The organism is Mariniphaga anaerophila (assembly GCF_900129025.1).
Lineage (GTDB): Bacteria > Bacteroidota > Bacteroidia > Bacteroidales > Prolixibacteraceae > Mariniphaga > Mariniphaga anaerophila.
Window position 1 is genome coordinate 34,039 of record NZ_FQUM01000004.1, and the last position, 23,610, is coordinate 57,648.

Annotated in this window: 14 protein-coding genes; all 14 read right to left on the reverse strand. The window is 44.2% G+C overall.

The window, feature by feature from the left end:
• Window positions 1-59: 59 nt before the first annotated feature.
• Window positions 60-1,757: a biosynthetic-type acetolactate synthase large subunit gene (ilvB, locus tag BUB08_RS08845; protein ID WP_073000960.1), complete on the reverse strand. Its 1,698-nt coding sequence runs from the start codon at window positions 1,755-1,757 to the stop codon at window positions 60-62.
• Between the two features lie 29 nt (window positions 1,758-1,786).
• A complete protein-coding gene (ilvD, locus tag BUB08_RS08850) occupies window positions 1,787-3,619 on the reverse strand; it encodes a dihydroxy-acid dehydratase (RefSeq protein WP_073000962.1) in 1,833 nt (610 codons plus the stop codon).
• Window positions 3,620-4,165: 546 nt separating this feature from the next.
• A complete protein-coding gene (locus BUB08_RS08855) occupies window positions 4,166-5,569 on the reverse strand; it encodes an enolase C-terminal domain-like protein (protein WP_073000963.1) in 1,404 nt (467 codons plus the stop codon).
• 97 nt (window positions 5,570-5,666) lie between these two features.
• Window positions 5,667-6,620 (reverse strand): sugar phosphate isomerase/epimerase family protein, encoded by a 954-nt coding sequence (locus BUB08_RS08860; RefSeq protein ID WP_073001647.1) that lies wholly within the window; start codon window positions 6,618-6,620, stop codon window positions 5,667-5,669.
• 5 nt (window positions 6,621-6,625) lie between these two features.
• Window positions 6,626-8,023, reverse strand: a complete 1,398-nt coding sequence (locus tag BUB08_RS08865) for a Gfo/Idh/MocA family protein (protein WP_073001648.1) — start codon at window positions 8,021-8,023, stop codon at window positions 6,626-6,628.
• A gap of 70 nt (window positions 8,024-8,093) precedes the next feature.
• On the reverse strand, window positions 8,094-9,329 hold the full coding sequence (locus tag BUB08_RS08870; protein ID WP_073000965.1) for an alginate lyase family protein: 1,236 nt from the start codon (window positions 9,327-9,329) through the stop codon (window positions 8,094-8,096).
• 319 nt (window positions 9,330-9,648) lie between these two features.
• On the reverse strand, window positions 9,649-11,382 hold the full coding sequence (locus BUB08_RS08875; RefSeq protein WP_217651582.1) for a DUF5060 domain-containing protein: 1,734 nt from the start codon (window positions 11,380-11,382) through the stop codon (window positions 9,649-9,651).
• An 89-nt stretch (window positions 11,383-11,471) separates the two neighbouring features.
• A complete protein-coding gene (locus BUB08_RS08880) occupies window positions 11,472-13,973 on the reverse strand; it encodes a DUF4962 domain-containing protein (protein WP_139249658.1) in 2,502 nt (833 codons plus the stop codon).
• Window positions 13,974-14,046: 73 nt separating this feature from the next.
• The gene (locus BUB08_RS08885; protein WP_073000969.1) at window positions 14,047-15,111 is read right to left on the reverse strand and encodes an MBL fold metallo-hydrolase; all 1,065 of its coding nucleotides are present in this window, start codon (window positions 15,109-15,111) and stop codon (window positions 14,047-14,049) included.
• 26 nt (window positions 15,112-15,137) lie between these two features.
• Window positions 15,138-16,373, reverse strand: coding sequence for an alginate lyase family protein (locus BUB08_RS08890; RefSeq protein ID WP_083570670.1), 1,236 nt, complete (start codon window positions 16,371-16,373; stop codon window positions 15,138-15,140).
• A 117-nt stretch (window positions 16,374-16,490) separates the two neighbouring features.
• A complete protein-coding gene (locus BUB08_RS08895) occupies window positions 16,491-18,272 on the reverse strand; it encodes a RagB/SusD family nutrient uptake outer membrane protein (protein WP_073000973.1) in 1,782 nt (593 codons plus the stop codon).
• A gap of 17 nt (window positions 18,273-18,289) precedes the next feature.
• Window positions 18,290-21,757, reverse strand: a complete 3,468-nt coding sequence (locus BUB08_RS08900; RefSeq protein WP_139249659.1) for a TonB-dependent receptor — start codon at window positions 21,755-21,757, stop codon at window positions 18,290-18,292.
• 91 nt (window positions 21,758-21,848) lie between these two features.
• Complete coding sequence (locus BUB08_RS08905; RefSeq protein WP_073000975.1) at window positions 21,849-22,904, reverse strand: FecR family protein; 1,056 nt, start codon at window positions 22,902-22,904, stop codon at window positions 21,849-21,851.
• Window positions 22,905-23,010: 106 nt separating this feature from the next.
• Window positions 23,011-23,598, reverse strand: a complete 588-nt coding sequence (locus tag BUB08_RS08910; RefSeq protein WP_073000977.1) for an RNA polymerase sigma factor — start codon at window positions 23,596-23,598, stop codon at window positions 23,011-23,013.
• Window positions 23,599-23,610 lie beyond the last annotated feature (12 nt).

Consider the following 23,610-nt stretch of genomic DNA (forward strand, 5'->3'; position numbering starts at 1 on the left):
TTTTGAATAACGAAAATTCATGTTCGTTTCATATGATTTAAACGTTGAATGTTAAACTACTAGGGTTCGAGCATTACTTCAGAAACCGAAGCCCCGGTGGGAACCATCGGAAAAACATTGTCTTCTTTCTCAATTACCACTTCCAAGAGGTAAGGACCATTGTGGTCGATCATTTGTTGGATACTCTTTTCGAGATCTTCGCGGGCTTCTACTTTGTGTCCGTCAATTCCGAACCCTTTTCCGATAGTTATAAAATCGGGGTTCTGAAGCTCGGTAAACGAATACCTTTTTTCGAAGAAAAGCTGCTGCCATTGGCGCACCATCCCAAGGAAATTATTATTCAACACGATAATTTTTACCGGCAGCTTGTTCTGCGCTATGGTTCCCAGTTCCTGCAAAGTCATCTGAAATCCACCGTCGCCAATTACGGCAACAACGGTACGGCCCGGTGCTCCAAGCTGCGCGCCGATACTGGCCGGCAAACCAAAGCCCATTGTGCCAAGTCCGCCGGAAGTGACGTTACTACGCGGATGACGAAACTTGAAATACCGGGAAGCAATCATTTGATGCTGGCCAACATCGGTAACCAAAATGGCTTCGTGATTGGTTTTATCGCCTGCAACACGTATTACTTCGCCCATGGTAAGGCCAGGTTTCTCGGGGAAAAGATCTTTTTTTATGATTTTTTCGTCTTCAATCTGATAACACTCCCTAAAACGGTTCACCCATTCGTCGTGCCGATTGGGCTCAACATTGTCGGTAAGCATTTTCAACGTTTTTTTTGCATTCCCCAGAACCGGAACATCGGCCACTTTTATCTTGTTGATTTCTGCCGGATCAACTTCAAGGTGAATAATTTTTGCATTTGGAGCATAAGCCGATACTTTTCCGGTAACCCTGTCGTCGAAACGCATTCCAACGCCAATAATTACATCGGCCTCATTGGTAAGCAGATTGGGGCCGTAATTGCCATGCATACCAAGCATACCTACATTTAACGGATGATCGGTTGGCAGCGCAGAAAGGCCCAATAAAGTCCAGGCAGCAGGAATTCCGGTTTTTTCAACAAAAGCTTTCAACTCTTCCTCAGCTCTTGCAATAAGCACTCCCTGCCCAAAAAGCAATAACGGTTTTTTAGCAGCGTCAATAATTTCAGCAGCTTCCTTTATTTTAAAAGGATCGATTTGAGGCTCGGGAACATAACTCCTTATTTTCCGGCATTTTTTGTATTCAAACTCTAGCTCGCCGAACTGTGCATCTTTGGTAATATCGAGCAACACTGGGCCGGGGCGACCAGACTGCGCCACATAAAAAGCCTGTGCAATGGCTCCCGGAATTTCTTCGGGAGAAGTAACCTGAAAACTCCACTTGGTAATCGGCATAGAAATGCCCAACACATCCGACTCCTGAAAAGCGTCTGTTCCCAAAAGCGGAGAAGCAACCTGCCCTGTAATGCATACCAGCGGAGTTGAGTCTATCATTGCATCGGCAATGCCGGTAATAAGATTAGTAGCTCCTGGACCTGAAGTAGCAAAGCAAACTCCGGCTTTCCCGGTTATCCGGGCGTAGCCTTCGGCTGCGTGAACAGCACCTTGTTCATGACGGGTGAGAATGTGTTTTACATTTCTGTCGTAGTCGTACAACGCATCGTAAATGGGCATAATTGCCCCGCCCGGATACCCAAAAATGGTATCAACGCCTTCCTCCAGCAAAGAAAGGATTACGGCCTGCGAACCTGAAACTTTTCTCTTTGTCATATTTCAACTTTTTTAGATTTCATGAATGATTAGTCTATCAAACGAACCGCTCCCATGTCGGCTGAAGAAACCAGGCTGGCATAAGCTTTTAACGCTTTTGAAATTTGCCTGTCGCGCTGGGTTGGCTGAAAAGCCTCTTTCCCTTTCGCTTCTTCTGCTTTTCTGCGTTTTTCCATTTCCTCATCAGAAATAAGCAGATTGATGGATCGATTTGTTATGTCTATTTCAATTTTATCGTTGTTCTGAACCAGTCCAATAGCGCCTCCGGCAGCGGCTTCCGGAGAAACATGCCCGATGGATAATCCGGAAGTACCCCCGGAAAAACGTCCGTCGGTAATCAGCGCACAGTATTTATCCAACTGCATGGATTTGAGGTAAGACGTGGGATACAGCATTTCCTGCATTCCCGGGCCTCCTTTTGGTCCCTCGTAACGAATAACAACCACGTCGCCTTTTTGTACGGCGTCGCCCAAAATGCCGTTTACAGCATCTTCCTGCGAATCGAAAACTTTAACGGTACCGGTAAATTTAAAAATGGAAGAATCTACGCCGGCAGTTTTAACAATACACCCGCTTTCGGCAATATTCCCGTAAAGCACCGCCAGGCCTCCGTCTTTGTTATAGGCGTGCTCCAAATTCCTAATACACCCGTTCTGACGATCGGCATCCAAATCAGTGTAATAATTTTCCTGCGAGGCCAGAGTCAGATTTCTCTTGCCATCGCCGGGAGATGAAAGATACCGTTGCTTGGCATCTTCAGAAACGTTGCTATTCATGATATCATAAGCATCAATCGCTTCCTTCAACGTTCTGCCGTCGATACGGTTAACCGATGTTTCCATAAGTCCTGCACGGTCGAGTTCAGCCAAAATTCCCAGAATACCTCCTGCTCTGTTTACGTCCTGAACATGGTAATGCGAGCTTGGTGCCACTTTACACAAGTTAGGCGTAACACGCGAGAGCCGGTCAATGTCTTTCATGGTAAACTCCACTCCTGCCTCGTGAGCAATTGCCAGCAGGTGCAACACTGTATTGGTTGATCCGCCCATGGCAATATCGAGTTTCATTGCGTTCAGAAATGAATCGCGAGTAGCAATGCTTCTTGGAAGAACAGAATCATCACCTTCGAAATAATATTTTTTGGTGGCTGAAATTATTTTTTCAACAGCTTCTTCGAATAATTTTTTGCGGTTGGCATGGGTTGCAACTATTGTTCCGTTTCCGGGAAGCGCCAGACCTATGGCCTCTGCAAGGCAGTTCATTGAGTTAGCAGTAAACATTCCGGAACACGAACCGCAGGTTGGACAGGCATTTTGTTCAATTATTGAAAGATCCTGATCTGAAACAGACTTGTCGGCTGCCATAACCATGGCATCCACCAGGTCGTAATGTTTTCCGCCAATTTCTCCGGCTTCCATTGGTCCTCCCGAAACAAATACCGAAGGAATATTCAAGCGCATAGCAGCCATCATCATTCCAGGAGTAATTTTATCGCAATTGGAAATGCAAACCATGGCATCTACTTTGTGGCCGTTACACATGTATTCTACGCTATCGGCAATCACATCGCGCGAGGGAAGCGAATAGAGCATCCCGTCGTGTCCCATGGCAATTCCGTCGTCGATAGCAATTGTATTGAATTCGGCTGCAAAAAAACCTTGTTTTTCGATTAAACTCTTTAAGTATTGTCCGATTTGGTGAAGGTGGGCATGCCCGGGTACAAACTGCGTAAATGAATTAACAATAGCAATTACCGGACGTCCAAAATGTTCTTCTTTCATGCCGTTGGCCCGCCAAAGGCTCCTTGCTCCTGCCATCCGGCGACCCTGTGTAGTGGTGTTACTACGTAATGGAATTTGCATACTTTTTAGTCTTTTAATTCGTATTTTTTATTAAAAAAGCCTTCCCCGTTTTCGGGAAAGGCTTGTCCGTATCTTATACAACTACATATAAATCTATCCTTTCCCGGTATTTCCAGAAATGACCACGAGAATGACTAGAATGTATGTAGAAAATATTTTCATCCGTTTCTATTTAAAAACTTTAATGGCAACTCTCGAAAACCACACAGCATACAATCATGCTTCTTTGTAGTGATTATCACCGTGCTTGTTTCATCATGTGTTGGCAAATGTAAAAACAATATTTAAAAATCAAAATGAATTGAAAGTAAAAATCCATTTTTTCTTCTAGATTTAAGTTTTACATTAACTTTTAGTTTAAATATGAATAATTTGGGCAAGGGAATTTTGAGAGAAGGAACTGAAGATAAAACACAAAAAAAGGGTCTAGCCTTTTGGTGCTAAACCCTGGAATATAAATTCAGTTTGTATTAAACGACCTCAAAAAAGCCCTCGTCGATGCTGCTGGAGTATTTCCACGAGGGAAGGGTTTTTTAAATCTTTCATTTACATTTTGTTTTTGAACATCTCCATGTAATGTGGCGAGTCGGTCAGGATGCCGCCGCTTTTATTGTAAAAATCATCCCCTAAATCAAACACACCGTCTACAGTTTTTCGCCATGGTGCATCGGTATACGGATGGTAGCTTTCCATCTGCTTCCAGTTTTTATAATTCTGGTGGCCGTTGGTTTCCATCAGGCCTGTTCCCAAACCAGGGAACGGATCCAGGCGGGCTACAACATTTTTATTCCAGTCAATCAATATCGGGTTTACCGTAAGATCGGCGCAGAAACACGGCACATTATACTGCTTTGCTACATTGGCCATTTTCAGGGTCATGCTCAAGGTTTTGGCTATAGCTTTGAGCGCAATGGCTTTGTACCCCATTTCAATTCGTTCAATGGTATAAGCATCGGTATGGGCACTCTCGTCTGCTGCCAACCGCAACGGAATATCGCTTACATCAACTTTCAACTCTTCCGGAAACGGTTCCTCAATCACTGCAATCTGGTCAAAAGCCCCTATCTTTTTTGCATGGTCGATTAAACGCATCAGTGTCTCTTTCTTCTCATAACGCCCGTTGGCATCAAAATAATAAGGTAATTTTCCACTCTCGGAGTGCGTGGTGCGGTAATGGCCAATAGCATTATGTATCTCTGTCAGGCGGGCTTTGTCTTTTTCCAGCATCTCCTCCTGCGTACCGGGCTGCCCTATTTTTATTTTCATAAAAAAATAACCATCTTCCACCGCTTGTTTTATCTCTGAAACCGGGATGGAATAAGCCATCAACGGAATACTGGCAACCGTTTTACTCTTGTGAGAAACGGCAGGACGCAACTCTTCCGGAATCATCTCATCGAAAGTACTAAACCCGTTTTCTTTGGCATAAAGCATCCACAATGCATTGTCTACTCCTACAAGGGCATTCAATGCAAATGTCTCTCTCAGGTGAGGATTGCCGGTAATCTTTTTCCCGTATTCCAGTACTTCTTTCCACATCCCGTTGAGTGTTTCCACCGGATTGGTAAATGACTGCCCTTTTAACATCTGAAGGGCATATTCGGTCATGGCATACATAATAGTATTACCACCGCTCTCCGAGTACCGGGCAAAAACATCGGCATCTGACCAAAGTACATTTTGTGTACACAACCCTACTTTTGAAAGTCCCGAATCACTTTTCAGGAAGGCAGCTGTTTGCCATATCTCACTCATGTAACCGCCCTTAAAACCAAAGGGGCGAATCAACGGCTCCCGTTCAAAATTCGAGCTCACTTCACTTATCCGGATAGTTTTCATCTGTTTATCTTTTTTAACTGATGCCAATACGCCAGGGCTGCCAAGCAACATGGAACCTCCTGTGGCGATCAAACTATTTTTTATAAATATACGTCTTGAATTATCTTTCATCGTATTAAAAATTGATTATTTCCAGTGGCATGATATGAAACTCATACATATCCTGTTGTCCTTTTGGATGTGTTTACTTCCTACCCCCATTTCACAATTAAACCAGTTGGTATTTTTCCAGGTACGTGCTGATAAAATCCACATCCTTTTTCAACTTAGCAACCAATATTTTTTGTTGCTCCAAAAGGGATAAATTTTCCTCATCCCTGGTCAGCAACGGATACTCGGCATGCAGCGTTATCGGGGCTGCTATTTTCAAATCTTTAACCATCCCGAAAAAACGGTCAAAATCCACAATTCCCTCACCCAGCGGGGTACTGACGACCCTGGCTTTTCCATTTTCAACTTTCCACACAAAATCTTTTATGGCCAGCGAACCAATATGCTTATGCAAAAGTTGCAGGGCAATTACCCAGGAAGCGCTTGCTTCGGTTACAGCATGGCGAATGTCGAACTGGCTGCTAATGATGCAAACCGGCTTCGCGTTGATTAACTCCCATACATCCCACATGGCGGCACCAACCCGAATGCCCGAATGGTTCTGGTATCCTCCCTGGATTCCTGCTTCTCCATTAATTGCCGCAAGCGCCGACAGTTTTCTTTTTATCTGCTCCAGAGACTTCGGTATTCCTGTCGCAAAATCATAATCGTAATAACCCAGCCTGTAATGTTTTACACCAAACTGAGCTGCCGTAGTTAATATTTTCTTACTGAAAGCATCCTCGGCATCGGTGATGGCTGTCACCATCATTTCGGTGGACAGGCCGTGTTTCCTCCCTGTTTCAATCACCCGGGGCAAATCGTCCTGAACTCTCTCGGGAATTACCCGTCCCCTGGGGCGAACGGTCAAATCGAAACCGTCGACACCGGCCATTGCCAATGATTCTGACATAAATTCCAGTTCATAGGTATCCAGCGGCTTGGTAAAAAAAGAGATGGGATAACGGCTTTTCTCCATGCTGCCTGCCCCGGCTGCCAAGGCTCCTGAAAAAGGAATGCCCGCTGCTGCAACAGCCATCCCTTTTATAAATTTTCTGCGATTATATGGCATTCTCATTATAGTTTCCAGGGTTTCCGGTATTCGTAATGCAGCATCTCGTTGGCCGCTTTGCTGTTAACAAAACGTTCGGCATCTGCATCCCATTGCAGCCGTTCGCCGGTGGCCAGTGCAATGTTGGCCAGGTGGGCAAAACTGGTGGAGCGATGGCCGTCTTCCAGTGTACACAGCGGAGCTTCCCGGTTTTTCACGCAATCCAGAAAATTCCGAATCAAGGCTCCGGTGCTTCCGCCACTGCTTCCGTCGCTGAGCAGGTTGTCTTTTTGCACATACTCTTCGGCCTCGGTCAGTTTATCCCAGCGCTGAAACTGCCCTGCCCTTGCCGGAACAATAGAGTAGCCTCTTTCACTGGCATAAACAGTTGCTTTGGTTCCCCGCAGTTCAATTTCTCCCTGAGGAATGGCACCGCCACTGCTGGCTTCGTAAATGGCAAAAGAGATAATCATCCCCGATGCAAATTCAAAAGTAACCTGCATGGTATCGGGAATGTCACCGTCGTGGTCAAGCACGTATTTTCCGCCATGAGCGCTGATTGAAACAGGAGCTGTTTCGCCAACCATCCATCGGATAACGTCCATATAATGCACACCCCAGTTCCCCATTTGCGAAGAATAATCCTGCCACCAACGGAACATGTAGGGTGCAATATTGTATTGATAATCCCGGTATGCACGCGGGCCAAGCCACATGTCCCAGTTAAAATCTTTAGGAGGCGTTTCCGGGTTTAATTTACCAATACCGTTTGGAAACATATTACTGACACGTGCAGCCCTGGCCACCGTTACTTTCCCCAGTTTTCCGCCGGATATTTCAGCGGCCAGTCGCTGATAACTGGCAGACCCCCTGCGATTCAAGCCCACAGCAACAATCTGTTTCCCGGAAGCTTCAGCCTCAACCATTTTCCGGCCTTCGTAAATCGTCTGTGTCAGTGGTTTTTCCACGTAAATATCTTTGCCGGCTTCAATGGCATGGACTGTTTGAAGCGCATGCCAATGGTCGGGAGTTGCGATACAAACAGCATCGATGTCTTTGTCGTCCAGCAACTCGCGATAATCTTTATAAATTTTGGGAGGGCGCGGAAAATTTTCGCCCATTTTCGGAATCTGACTGTTCATTGTTTCCAGGTAACGAGGGCTGACTGCTCCCCGATCCCGGGTCAGATACGGTTCGTAAATGTCGCACAGAGCGGCAACTTCGCAATCTTTGTTTTGCATAAACAGGTTTAGCAGCTGTGAGCCGCGGTTACCTACCCCGATAAATCCCATGCGAATTTTTTCGTTCGACCCCAAAATACTTCCGCTAAAAGGAGAAGCGATTACCCGGCTGCCCAGCGCTGCCCCCGTAGCAGTAATTGCCGTCTGTTTAATAAATGTTCGTCTGGTTTGATGATTTTTCATCTGTATAAAAATTTCTGTTTTTAGTCTTTTGTCTGTCATTTCAACACCGATTGATCAAGCGGCAAAACACTTAATCAACATCGCACTCGGGCTCTACCAGCAATCGCCAGTCGCTTTCCATTCTTTTCTGAAATGTATTTTTCCACAAATCCAGATACGCCTCATCTTTATAAATACAAACCGCCCTTCTCACCAATAATCCCAGATTATTCTCGAAATTTTCCCAGCTCGAAATTTCTTCGTAGGGCCAGTCTTCTTCATGACCGATAAACCCAACTAAATAATCAAGTGCTTTTTGCAGGGAGCCGCCTTTTGGATTGACATAGTCGAAAATGTCTACGCCCACAGTCTGTGCAAACCTGCCGGCATTAAAAAAGTTACGCAAATTCCCCACAGAATAGCCGTAAGCCCGGGTTCTAATTAACTCTTCCGGCTGGCGGCCGTCTGCCTCAATCATAGGGTCAATTCTACGATGCGGAATTTCTTCGGCTTTTTTCCGGATATAGTCATTCTTTCCCAGGAAATAAGCAATAGCGGATGACTGCACGTCAAAAGCCACCGAATGGTTATTTTTGTAATCCTCTTCCTGCTTTCCAAACTCGCCTTCCGACAACCAGATAAAATATTCTTCGAACCAGTTTTTAAGCCCCGTTTTCTCGTGAGCAGAAAGCGCCCCCGAAGCTTCAATCAGGGCAATGGCATCAACTAGCGTTACAAACGAGTATCCGTCTATTATTCCAATAAAACGGCCGTCGGTAATTCCAGGAATGGATTGCCCGTAATTCAAATGAGGATTCATAAGAGTTTCAGGATCTAAAAACCAAACCCGCAATAATTCAGCAGCTTTTTCGGCATACTCCTTTTTGTCGGTAAAAAACCACGCAATCGACAACGACCGCATTGCATTCGTTAGTTTCCCCAACTGTGTTCTATCCAGTTTTGCACCCTCAGGATTTACTTCGCCATCCCTGCGAATGTATGGCAATCCGTCGGGAGTATCCGGGTTTGGCCACCAATACGGCCCCATACTCATGTAGTCGTGTTTTGAACCACCGGGAGGAACCAGGTCTTTAAAAGTTACCGAATAAACGCCATCTCTCATTGCCTGATCCGCGTCCAGAATCAACAAATCTAAAGCTGCGGAATAATCGGGGTTCCCATCTTCCAGACCTTTTTTCACCTGCTGCATCCAGGAATAATCCCAACTACCAAGTTTCACATCTTGCGGCACTTTATCTTTACCACCGGTACACCCGGAAAGACAAATGGTTACAACCAACAGGAATAATAATGCTTTTAACTTCATCTGCTTAAATTTTTAAGTTTCAACTGGCAAAAAATGAAATTCGCATGAGTCTTTTTTCATTACTTTACGTATGACTTCCATCCTCATGCTCATTTCATAATAGCAATACTTTAAAAAGCTAAATTGACTTACTCGCCGTGTGCAGTCCGGCATTGAGACAGAAATGATTTCATCGGGGACAATTTAGCTTAACTCCCTTCAGAAACATTTTCACTCTGCCTTTCAGGCATAAATGCCTTCGTTTTTAAATTAAATAACAGAACGTATAATCATGAAAACCTTGTTATGCTGCAAAAAATATCGCTGCAAACGTTACACTCTACTGCACCAATTGCAGAACGAAAACCCAATCCTCGTCTTCTGGCGCCGGCCTGTCGGGAAGTGCAAACTCAGGTTCTTTTATTTCCTCAGTATCTAAATTGATGAAAACTCCCGAACGCGGATTATACCAGCAGCCCTTGTATTTACCGTACTGTATTTCAGTTATTTCAATGGCATTGGAACTATTTTCCCGGGGAATGTAGCACACATACAATTCTCCGGGAATTAATGCCATATGTGGCGGTGTGATATCTATGTCCGTCGGCAAAATATTTTCGTCTCCGTTTACACGTAAAAAATGCCGCCCGGGCACCAGTTTCCACCACTCGTATTTGTCGAAAAAACGGCGGACATACTCCATCTGACTGCCTCCACCGTAAGCAATTGCTTCCCACCACGGCAGCGAAAAATCAGTCATTTTTTCAACCGGATGAAAAGGATCTGAAAACTGCCAAACACCCCAGGCGCCATATCCGTAGCCGGCAGAACCATTAAGTAAAGCGCTCCACGGTTGCCACCTGGAGTGATAAACATGCAGCGTATCCATATATCTTTCGTAGTATCCTTCGGAAAGGAAAACCGGTTTTACCGGAGTGAGCGCATAGAGTTCTAGCGAACGGCCTGCTGCGTTAAACAACTCGGTTACCCGCTGCCCGGACTGAATCCAGTTGTGATCCAGCCACGAAGAATTATGATAAGCCCTCGACGACTGGGTGTTGTGATTCTCAGGAAACCGGGTTATGTTGGAACTGGGATGTAACGAAATTGGCTTATTGTAACTGTTATGACGCTGCGCCACTTCTCCTATCTGGTTATAACTATCAAAATCCCAGCCGCAATCTCTGAATGCGTATTGATACTCTCCGCCGGCAGCAAACAATCCGCTGTAGGCGCCATATCGGGTCATTAGATAAGCCACCAGCCTTTTTGCCCATTCGAGTTCCATAAAGCATTTGCGTTTTCCGAACCAGGCTGCGGGCATTGCAGTAACCAAACCGGCATTCCATATTTCATCCATCCGCAAATCGAGGTACTTAAAAAACTCAGGATTCAATTTTTTTTCGGCCAGCGTATTAAAAGGAAACCCTCCTTCATTTTCCTGGCAATCGATGTCCTGAGTATCTCCGGTTCCGCGCATAAACTTCATAAGAATAGTAGTAAACCCCTTGGATTTTCGGTCTTGCAAATATTGAAAAAAGGGTCCGTCTCCATCTTCGCCTAACCCGCACCTGAGGGTGTTATTTGCCCAGTCGGTATCTCCCAGCAAAAAAAACGGTGTTCCGTCTGAATACACAAAATATCTCCCGTTTTCACTAATTTCTATTCGCCCGTGGTAGTTCGGATTGTAAGCCAGTTGATCGGGCGTTGGCGTTTCGGCAAAAAATTTCCCTTCTTTTTTGTCCAGCCCCGAATCTGCTGATTCTGTTGAATAAACCCACTCGCCGGCCAGCGTTGGCGAAAAACGCAGAACCCAATTGTTTTCCCCGTCCCAAAATCCTTTCAGCCTAATTTTATTGCCGGTTTCAGAATGAATAAAAGTTGCTTCAACCGGAAAGTCGAACCATTCATAACTCTTTTCTGCTGTTAAAACAACATCGGCAATTTCGAAAACAGTAAACGGTGTTTCGTCACTGCCTCCCGAAAAATTCCGGGCAGATGCACAATGCACTCCGGAGAATACCGTAAGTATTCCCAATACAATAAAAAGCTGAAGTTCTTTTTTTAGTTCCATTGTTTTATCTGCAATATTCATTTTTTCAAAACTTTCTCAACCACGAAAAACGAAGAGCCCTCCAGTCTCAACTTTCAAAAACAGAACCTTTAATCGGCCTGAAAAAAGTCCTTTTTAAACTCCATGTTTTTACCGGAAGTTACGCCGGCAGCTTTAACCTGCGAAGCGCCGCTTTCTTTCCACAGAATAAGATTATTGCCCAACCGCAAGGCCAGACCGCCTTCTGCATCTATCATTTCTGCCTGCAAAACAGACTCATCCACAGAAGCTAGATTATCAATGTTTTTTATTTCGAGCTGATGGCGAGGCGTGGTTGGGAAATCCGGCATTTTAACCGGCTCGCCTGAAAACTGATCCACTTTCATTACAGTAACAAACCGCATCGATTTTTCCGGATTGGTTGTTGAAGCCGTTAAATGAAACTGGTTACGCCACTTGGTCGAATCTTCCAGTTGCGGGGTAAATCCGGAATGTTGAATAAAATCGACTTGTTGCGGAGCAAGAAACCGGGTAGCAAGAGAAACATTTCCCGAACGGTTTACCATCACCAGGTTTTCTTTGTCTACCTGAATTTCGGTGGGCCCGTGGAGCAACCATTGAAACGTTGATTTTTCTCCGCTGGTTTTCAGGTCATCAACAATCACAACATAATCGGGCCGAATATACAACATGTGCCGATGAAACCTTTCCAAACGATCGCCATAAGCCTGCGTTGCATCACCTGCCGTATAAACAAAATCGCCATTGTCTTCATAATTTATGATTTTACCTTTTGATGCGCTATTGCGAATCACCTGCCCCTCGTTATCCACCAAAATGCTGTTATGTGCCTTGGTGTGCCACATCCATTCTGAATGATGAGGACAACCGTATAACTGGCGCGAGCCCGTGCTCATTGCCAAAGGTTCTCCGTACCCTTCTATAACAAAGGCATTCTGGCAAGCAAAATTATGACTAAGCGCTCCGAAAGGATTGCTCTGGAAAAGCACCGATACATTGTTTTCCGGTTCGGCCATGTTGCTGTGCATTACCACGAGCCCAATATCATTAAATACCCGGGATTGCGGAATATCCGACGGAACCTTCGCCTCTACTTTCGGTTGGTCGTATAAAAAAGCATCGCGTCCGGTTGGATGGCCGGCTCCGGTTGCCCCGGCATGCCACAGAAAATAAGGATTGGAATAGAGCGACCCCAGTTTATACAGCATCCTTCCCACGTTCTCGTTAACAGGAAGCTCGTGTAAATCTCCGAACGATTGGGTTGGCCTGTTCGGGAAAGCAGCGTAAAATCCATAATAACCGGTGTTACTAAAAAACGGTTTATCTTTTAAAGGGATGCCAAATTTATCCAACTGCGCAACTACCCTAAAAATTTTATCCATATAACCACGCCAGTAATGAATGCCTTCGCTCCATCCGCCTTCGGTGTATCCCCAGGCCGGGTACATGCTCCATAAAAGTTTCAATGTATAATTTAGCCAGTCGGAAACCTCAGGCGCTTCGTGCGCCAACGCAATGCTGCCTTCCACCACAAAACCAATCATTCGTCCCTGGTGACTTGCAAACGGACGTGTTTCCATGGGCCTTGCGCGGTGAACCTTATAGCTGATCTGATGCAGGCGGGCGGTCAGAACTTCAGTACATTTCTCCTTTTCCTCTTTTGTTAGCACCGGGTAAACCCAATCGAAAACAGGAGAACAGTTCTCTATTATATCCATTCCCAACTCATCGGGGCCAACGCTGGTAGAAGGCCCTTCAACATCCCATTCCATAAAATGCAACAAACGGCGTTTGGCTTCCATTGCAAAACGCTCTTCGCCTGTATAAATATATGCCAGCGCACTGGTAACCATCCGCTGAGTGTACGGCCGCATTGTGCGCCACTCGTTTACATACGCGTAACGCGGATTTTCAGACTTTGCCCACGGTTCGGGTTCAGCCCAAAGCGGTTCGTCCATTTCCAGAATTGCTTCGGCTTCTGTAACGGTTGCTTCTGTAATAGCGGTGAAGCGGCCCTCTTTATCGTTCCTGATATCGTCAACCAACTCAGGAGTAAAATGAAGCCGTGGCCGTTCTTTGGGAATCTGCGCTATCACCTCATCTACCGGAATAAAAGGAAAAGCAACTGCATTTTCCGGAATTTCGAATAAACGGGTACGCCCAAACTTTTCGCCAGAATTGTTACTGTAACCATAGCGCCAATACCACTTTCCTGAATTAATTGTTTCGGTAGGAATATGGACTGTCATTGTTAAATCGCGAATGGTTGTGGTTTTAGCCGACTCAAAACCGGGAGACTGGGAATATTGCAAGATGTAGCTGTCTACTCCTTCCAGCGGCAGCCAGATAAAAGCCGGCGGATTGGATGCCAGAACTTCTTCGTCGCGCGGAGAATAATTTACCTCATCTGCCAGCGGTTGCCGGTCCAGCTCCTGGGCACACAGCTCATGAATATTAAACAAAGACATCAACAATAAAAAAATCACGATGCCTCTGAATGTGTTTTGAATTCGGCGTTGTATGGGGAGGCTGCGCAAAACAAAGCAGAAATCTGCCTGTGATAAAGCCTGCAAAATTTGTTTTAGTTTCATCTCACTTAAATTGTTTGTTTTATTCACATTCGATGTAACTCTCAATGAATTTCAAAATTCACACAGATTAAATTCAATCTGTTTTTTTGAAATAGTGGTACTTCTCGCCCCAGGCCGTAATAATATAAGGATACGGCATCGGATCCAGCCGCTCATGGTATTTCCAGCTTCCGTGCCTGCTGTGTATTCCATGCCCCAGTTCATTCTCGTGCCCGGTGAGAACCAGTTTCGGATTGAAACCGTAAATGGCGCTTTGATGCATGTACGAATTATACATGAACACATCTATTTGATGATTTTGTTTGATACTGTTTATCCACAACGTATCCTGAGGATTTCGCCCAAGATTTTGGTCTCCGTTGTGGGAAATGCACAACCCGTCGGGAGTATAAATTACAGGTACGTTGTTTAACAAATCGCCCTGATGCCCCGGGTAAACAACAACTTTCAGCACCTTCTCGCCGTCTCCACACCGCAATGTCTGAAGTTTTTGCGAATCACGCGCAAGATGTTTCAATTGGTTATAAAACGAACTTCCCTCAAAAATACCGGGCGGAATCACCACAGGTTTTCCCTGATCTATAAAATGCTGAATTACCCAGCCGTCAGCATGGTCAACATGTTCGTGACTAACAAACATTACATCGCAGCAGTCGATAATCCTGCGCAACTCCGGTTTTGTGTCGCTCACAAAGTTATCGAACCGCAAAGCCGGCCTTATTAAATCGAACCCGATTGTAATGTCCTTTGTTTTTGCCACAAAGCTGTGGCTGTATAGTTTCCAGATTACCACCCCTTCTTCAACCCTGGTGTTTTCCACTTCAGCAGCCATTTTCTCAATTCTGTTTTGCAAAAAATTTTGCACCGGCAAACGCTGAGGCGCGTAAACATCGTTGCTAATCAGGTCCAGTAAATTCATTGCCAGGGTGCGTTCCAGAGGCTCAGGAAACTGAGGAGGGATGCTGTTTAAAACATCATCAACAGTTTTCAAAATATAAGCAGCCTGCCGGTTTCGCAGAATATCCTGTGGTTGGGTAAGTGTGGAATCAATTTGCACATACTCTTGTCCGAAAGACGCCGGACTAATTATGAACAATAAAACGGCCAGGTACCAGACTTTGATATTTACTTTTCCCATGACGTATTTTTTTGTTTTTCTACATCTTACAGAAACAACGGGTATAATAATACTTCCAGATCGGTTGACGGTTCGGCCACTGAGCGGAACGCATTCACATACTTTTCTTCGCCGGTTTTTACAGCACCAATCAGATAATTTAGCTTTAGTACGCCAATTGCATCATCAATATTCGATATTTGCTGATGGGTCCAGCTTTCGTCTCCAGCAAAATATGGCAGTAAATAATCCATGGCTTTTTGTATCCCCCGTCCGTCGGGGGTTTCAAAATTCCACAAGTCCACGCCAACATTTTGGGCCATATTTGCCAGATAAATAAAACCCCTCGTATTCATACCACTGTACGAAAGCGACCTTGTTCGCGCTATTTCCAGCGGTTGACTTCCGTCGGGTTCAATCTGGTTGGCAATGCGCCTGCTCTTCACCTCTTCAAGCACTGTTTTTGCCATTTCGGTTTTATCGAGGAACAATGCAATTCCTGCCACCTGTACATCGTACCAGGTTGCGTGGTTATTTTTTGTATTGGCTTCATCAATTCCGTTTTTACTGGAAATGAGCCATTCCAGATACTGTTCAAACCATTCGTGAATTGCCATTTTTGTTTCAGCATCAAATTTATTCCGGCCCTCCAGAATCTGAATCGGAGAAATTAATTTGTCGATATAGTGAAAATCGATAATCCCGATTCCACGCCCCTCGCAAATACCCGGGATAGCCTGAGCATAGTCGAGGTTCGGGTTCATTTTTGTGGCAATATTTACAAACCAAGTTTCCAAAAGCTCAACTGCTTTGTCTGCATATTTGTCATCTCCGGTAAAGTAAAATGCCCAGGTTAGCGACTCAACATTTGCCATGAATTTACTTTTCATCCCTGTATCAACATTGTCGCCCCTTGTTTCCGGATTAATTTCGCCGTCTCTTCTTATGTAAGGCAATCCGTCTGCTTTCGACGGGTCGGGCCACCAATACGGCCCCATGCTATAGTAATCGTGTTTATCGCCGCTTGCCGGAACTTTCTTTTTATGAACGACACTAAGCTCTTCGTTGTCGGTTACAGCAATCTGAGCTTTTTCAATCAACTCGTTATACGCCGCTTCAAAACAAGCGTCGTTTTTGGCCAGGTGCTCTTTTACTTTTTCAATTTCGCAAAAGTCAACAAAAACACCATCAATTTTTTGAGCCTCGGCTGGAGCCTGCGAGTTGCCGCAATTGCAAAGCATCGCCCCGGCCATTATTACGAAAAAGGAATAATGGAATTTCATTTTTATTTAGTTCACAGGTGTACTATTTGGGCAAAACCAAAGCGATGTTTTACTAAACAGCACTTTCGGCTTTGCCCAATAAATCTCAACTTAAATCAATCCTGAAATCAGTATATTTTACCATCCCGGGTTTTGACCCAACTCAGGATTCTGGCTCAATACATTGATAGGAAGAGGCCACAGGTAATGTTTGCTTTCATCGAAAACAGGGTTTTCGTAACTGGTTCCCTTGTACACATCGAGGTATGTTTTTCCTGAAACAGGATCTACCGATGTTGGGATTGCAGCTCCCGCGTAGCGAGCTTCTGCAGCTTCATCCCAAAAAAGTCCCATGGAAGGAGTTTCCAGTTTTTTACCTTGTTTCCAGCGTCTCAGGTCGTCGTAACGAAATCCTTCGAGGAACAATTCGATGCGGCGTTCGCGACGAATTTCCACGAGAAGAGGAGATACTCCGTCGTTCACATAGCGCGGGTCAACCGGAATGTTGTCCAGTTTCATGTGAGGCATGCCCACCCTGTCGCGTAACTTATTGATAGTTATATCAAGGTCTCCCTGAGTAAGAGCACCCAGCTCGGCCCTGGCTTCAGCATAGTTTAACAAACCTTCAGCCAGACGGAGAATGACCGCCGGAGTTGTTGAAGTATTGTTTTGGTTGTGCTGAATATCCATTGTCCGCTCAAATATTTTTATCACATGATAACCGCTTACCACAGTCGGGCCAACATTCCCGGTCATCCCGTCAATCCACGGACCTTTTGATATCGCGTCGTTGTATTGTATCTGGTAGTACAAGCCATCGTCAGGATGTAAAATAGTTTGCCGCAAACGCGGATCCCTATTCTCAAAAACATCTTCGATTTGAGCATCGCCCTGATACAGCGGCGACAATGTGATCGGCAGCCCGTCGGTGCACAAATAATCTTCAACAAAACTTTTTGTTGCGCATCCGTGCAATTCGCGCCAGTAACCCATTGTACTGTTCATTTTAATTCCGTAAACAAACTTTTCCCAGTAAATAACTTCCGAGATACCGGTAAGATCAAGCATTCTGTGGTATGCGTTGTAATCGTGCAATTTGTCGCCGGTGCTGTAAATGCTGTACGGACTTCCGTCGATCAAGGCTTTGGATGCTATTGCCGCCTGTTGCAACCACATATCAGGATTTGTTCCTCCGTGGTATTTTCTCCAGGTTCCTTCAAAAAGGCAAACTCTTGATTTCAGCAACAATGCAGCCCACTTGTTCAACCTTCCGGGAGCATTTCCATCGCCCCAGTCGGCAGGCAATTTTTCGCATGCAAAGTCCAGGTCAGCAAGTACTTTCTCCATCACTTGTTCTCTCGGAGTACGAGCCATGTACAACTCTTCCGAATCTACATTCAGTTCTTTATCAACATAAGGCACATCACCAAATTTCGATACTTTGTCTGCATAAAACAAACCTCTGAAAAGCCTTGCTTCCGCTTTATATTTATCAATTGTTGACTGAGCTGCGTCGGCTTTGTCGTAGTTGGCAATACCGATGTTAACTGCCCGCAAAAACTCCCAGCCGGTGTATCCCCACGGCCTTGGCGTTGTGGTGGCAAAATGTTTACCCGAACGCACTACCAAATAATCGGGAGCCGACCTGGTTGTAACAGCAGCAGTATTGTCTGAGAAGAAATCCAGATACCAGATATCGTAATTTTGTCCTGAAGGATGGCCTTTAAGAAAAGGAACATTTCCTCCGTTGTGGACGAGGTAATACAAATTATTATTGTACGCCTGTAAATCGTTTTCAGTATTCCAGAAAGTCTCCATACTAATTCTGTCTAACGGATACCTTTCCAGAAACTCGTTGTTGCAACTTGTCAGGAATAAGATTGCAATCAATATTTTTATTTCTATTCTTATATTTTTCATTTTCAGATATTTTTACGTTAGAACATTACTTTTATACCCAAAGAATATGTACGTTGCATAAAATATTCCTGATCTGTAGTATAAATGTATTCAGGATCCAACGGTTTATGTATTTTGGAGTATTCCCATACATTGAACCCAGACAGGTAAACCTGAGCTTTCTCCAATCCAATCCGCCCGATTAAGTTCTGGGGCAGGTCGTAATTCAGAGTTATGTTTTTCAACCGTATATACGACGCATTTTGCAAGTACCTTGTCTGAGGCATAAAATTCATTGCAGGCGTAGAAACCCTCATAAATCTCGGCCTTGGGAACAAAGCATCTCTGTTGTCTTCGCTCCACGATTCTTCGGCCCACCATTTTTCAAATCCGTCGGTTATGTATGGCCAAAAATCTCTGTGATTGCTGGTGGACGGGAAATAATCCCTGAACAGCCCCTGGAAAAACAGATTCAGCGACCAGTCTTTATAGGTAACCTGCGGGTTAATACCAAATGAATAGCGGGCAGAGCTATTGCCGATAATCATCTGGTCACCCGGATCACTTAAAGTGTTGGCTCCCGGAGAAATTTCCTTATCACCATCTAAATCTGCATATTGCACGTCTCCGGCCTGCCATCCTGTTCCCAGTTTTGCCTGGCTTGGCGCTGCAGCAACTTCTTCGTCAGATTGGAAAAGGCCAACAGTTTTGTACCCCCAAATCTCGCCAATTTTCTGTCCTACGTAGTAATCACTCAACGAACCGGTCGGGTTTTCGTACTTGGTTATTTCAGCCTGGTTGTCGGCTAACGCTAAATTGATGCTGTAGCTCAAATCACGGTTTACGCGGTTCCGCCAGGTAACAGAAACTTCCCAACCTTTTGTCCTCAAATCAGCAGCATTGGCGTCAGGCGCACTGGTTCCGAGAATAACAGGGAATGTCTGTTTCATTAACATATCCTTGGTATCGCGAATATAGAAGTCGGTATTAACTTCCAGCTTTTGGTTAAACAAAGCAAAATCCACACCTACGTTTCTGGTAGTTACCGTTTCCCATGTTAAACTTGAACTCACCAGCCCCGGAGGACTAACATAAGAAATCTGGTCGTTGGCGAAAATGTGCGGCCTGAGCCCCATTCCCATTGTAGAAATGTAAGGATAATAGTTGCTTCCGAGCAGCTGATTTCCCAGAGAACCATAAGATGCTCTTAGCATGAGGTTGTCGAGCCAGTTGCTTGCCACGCCCATGAAGTTTTCGTTAGACAGTCTCCAACCGACAGACACGGAAGGGAAGAATCCCATTCGGCTATCTGTGGGGAAACGAGATGTTAAGTCGTAACGGCCATTGGTTTCCACCAGGTATTTATCGCGAAAGATGTAGTTAAGCCTGTAAAATGCTCCGCGCAAGCTGGTCTGTGATTTTCCTCCGGCAGTTTGCTGGTCGCCCAAAGTAGCATTCAGGTCGCGAATAGAAGAAGTTGCCATTTCATAAGCAAGCGCCCGAATGTACTGGTTTCTTCCCCATTCCTGATTGAACCCGACCATTGCCTTGACATAATGATCTTCGAACTGATCGAGTACATATTCTCCGTAAGTATTAAATACATAATACCGGTTGTAGTCAGCCCTGTTCTGCATATAAGTAGGCTGGCTCTGCCCATATTGAAGATAGAAATTCAGCAGGTTTGTTCCCACCATAGGAATCTCAGTCTGCTGGTTTTCTGTCATCTTATTGTAAATCTGGTAAGAGAAATCACTCCTAATACGCAGCCCTTTCAACGGAGTTAAAGTTGCACCCTGTGTTAACCACAGATCATACGCATCGTACAAATCCCTTCCTCCATTGTGGGCAAACGGAGCATTTCGTGCACCGACAAAATACATCCCTATATACTGTGCCCAATCATCGTGGTCGCCAGGTTCAAGGTAATACGGAAGATCCGGGAATTTCACCGGAGTATCAGGAGTCAGCCGGACGATGGTATTCAAAGCCCTGTCGTTGGCATAAAAATGCGGCTCGTCGTTAAACTCGGCATTCAGAACAATTTTTGGGTCCAAGCTCAACCAGTCTGTCAATTTAAAATCAGCTTTTAACAGTACATTAAACCTGTCGTAATCCAAATTCGATTCTTTATTTTTCAGGTATCCTTTTTTATTCATGTACCCAAGAGAAAAATAGTAGGAAGCTTTTTCCGATGCTCCTGAAATATTCAAATCATACTTTTGTTGCGGTGCGAAATCGGCAAGCATATAATTCAAAAAATCGGTATTGCCGTTGTAGTACATTTGTCCGTTTAAAACGGTCCACTCATTTTCAGAAGTTGGATTATCGTAATAATTCTTCAACATAGCCATTCTTGTATCGTTTATCCAAACGCGCCCAACATCTTCATACAAACTCTGGCGCTGCTGAGCGTATTCGTAACTCGACGATATCAAATCCATGTGGAAGATGGGTTTTGACAATGAAGTCTCGGAACTCAACTGGATTTTGAGGCCTTCTTTACCTTTTTTGGTTTCAACAAGAACAACCCCAAACGCAGCACGAGCTCCGTAAACTGCTGCAGACGATGCGTCTTTCAGTACGTTTACAGTAGCAATATCGTTAGGATTTACCAAATCCAAATCCATCGGAACACCATCAACCAATACAAGCGGGCTACCACCATTGATGGACTCAAAACCACGAATATTAAATTCGGCTCTGGCAGTTGGGTCACCCGAACGGATACTAACGTTCAGGTTAGGAATAACACCAACCAAACCATGCCCGGTAGAAGCAATCGGCCGGTTTTCCAACCTCTCGGCATTAGCAATTCCGACAGCACCTGTTAAATTGGCCTTTTTCTGAGTACCGTACCCAATTGCAACCACTTCGTCCAGCCCAATTGTTTCTTCTTCCATAGATATGTTAATGGAAGTTTTGTTCCCTACAACCACTTCCTGGGCTTTCATCCCCACAAACGAGAATACCAATGTAGCTCCGTCGGGCACATTTGCTAATGTATATTCTCCATCAGCGTCGGTAATTGTTCCCTGGGTAGTACCTTTTATAACTACGGTAACCCCGGGTAGCGGCAAATTTCTGGGGTCGGTTACCTTTCCGGAAACCGCTTTTGCCTGATCAGACAAACGCTCTTCGTTAAATGTTGTCAGCACAATCTGACGATCGTAAACATGATAATTCACACTCGTCCCGGAAAACAATTTTTCCAGAATGATCTCGATGGGTTTCTCACGAACATTAATGTCCACCTGTCGTTCAACATCCAACAACTTTTGGTTGAAAAGGAAGTAAAATTCACTTTGATTCTCTATCTCATTGAGCACATCAATGACTTTTGAACCATTCATTTTCAAGGTTAATTTTGTTGACTGGGAATACCCGGAGGTAGCCCAGGCATGTGACAAGCACAAAAACAGAAAAAAAGCACTTAACCGCATAATTTTCCACGTTTTAGTTTTGATGCAAAATAGCAACGCATCACGAATCCATTTTTTTTTCATACATTTGAATCATTAAGTAGTTAAATAATAAAAACAAAACTCTCACTGCTTGATTTACAGGAGGATGCCGCAAACACCCTCCTGTTCTTTTTTAATGAAAGGCTTTAAGCCTTTTCCGATCTAACTTAACTAAAACCACCTTTTTTTGGCATATATTTTCATGGTCGGTAACACGAGGCAGAATTTCGTATTTGTAGGGAGTTGTTACTGCCATAATTTTCAACACTTCTTCCAGAGGTTCGTCAACAAATGTAGCGTGGAAGGTATATTCGAGTAATTCTTCATCTTCAACCCTTATATCGGCATTGTACCAACGCCCCAGGCGCTCGGCAACCTGTTGCATGTTCTCATTCCGGAAAACCAGCTTTCCCTCTGTCCAGCCGATATACTGTGATGCTATCACCTTTATAGTTTTGAAGGACATTGTTCTCTTATTCAACACCAGTTTTTCATCCGGGTGTAACACATCGAGCTGCATCCCGTTTTTTGTATCCACAACTACTTCTCCCCGGGTCAGAATAACCTCTTCTTTTGAATCATCTTCGTAGGCCATTACGTTGAACTGTGTTCCCAGAACTCTGACATTTAAATTTGGAGTATGGACAATAAAAGGATTTGTTTTATCTGAAACGACATTAAAAAACGCTTCTCCTGAAACCGTAACATCCCTGTCATCCATAAACGGAACAGGATATTGCAACTTCGAGCCACTATTCAAAAAGCCGGTGGTGCCGTCAGGGAGCTGAAATTTTGTACGAACGCCCAGAGGGCATTGAATTTCTGCGTATGCATCGCCTCCAAAGTTCAGTTGTTCAATCTTTTCATCCTGAAAATAAAACAGCAACAAGAAAGACAACAAAAGGGGAACAAAAAATATGGCAGCGATTTTTTGGAGAACGAACAAAAAACCTGAATTCCCTTTTCGTTTCTCCTCAAGACTAATCCGGTAATGAATTTTCTCCAGCAAATGTTCAACATTTTCTTCGGGAAGTTCAGTTGAAGAAAACTGAGTCCAATGCTCTAGAAGGTACCTATTTAAGTTTTTTCGATGTTCTAAACTTCCAAAAATGGATTTTACATCCAGGTAGTCCTTTCTGGAATAGGTTCCATCAAAAAATCGGTTTAATATTTTCGGATCAAAATCCATTCAACACTTTCTTAGTTTCAGTTCACATTAAGTAATATCGACTACTCCTTAAAATCCCCCAGTCAGAACAAATAAAAAATCGATTTTATTAAAATATCATTCGAAATCAACACTTTACAAACATTAAAAAAAACAACATTGCTGAAATATTGTCCTCACCCAATTGTCTGCGAATTGTTTTTAACGCTTCAGTCAGATGATTTTCCACCGTTTTTGGAGCAATATCCAAGAGCACTGCGATTTCTTTTAACGAAAGCCCTTCTTTTCTTCGTTTAACCAAAACATCTTTTTGGCGGGGAGGAAGCTCTTCAATAAGGCGTTCTACCTTTTCCAACAGAAGCTGATAGTTTAACCGCTCTTCATTGTCCGCAGAAAACTTAATGGATTCTTCGATTAACTTATCTTTATAGGCCCGATGCCGTGAAGCCCTTTCGAAATGGACCAAAATAATATGGTAGGCAATTTTGAACAGATATGCCTGAAACGACAAATCAGAATTAAGACTCTTTCGGTTCTTCCAGATACGTAAAAAAACTTCCTGCACAACTTCTTCTGACTCTTCTTTTGATTTTAGATAACCAAAAGTAAAGTGGTAAATACGGCTTCCGTAAAGAAAAAACAGTTTGTTAAATGCTTCTGTGTCTCCTTTTTTTAATGCCGTAATAAGTAATATCTCATTCTCCCCCTTATTCAACTGCTTAAATAA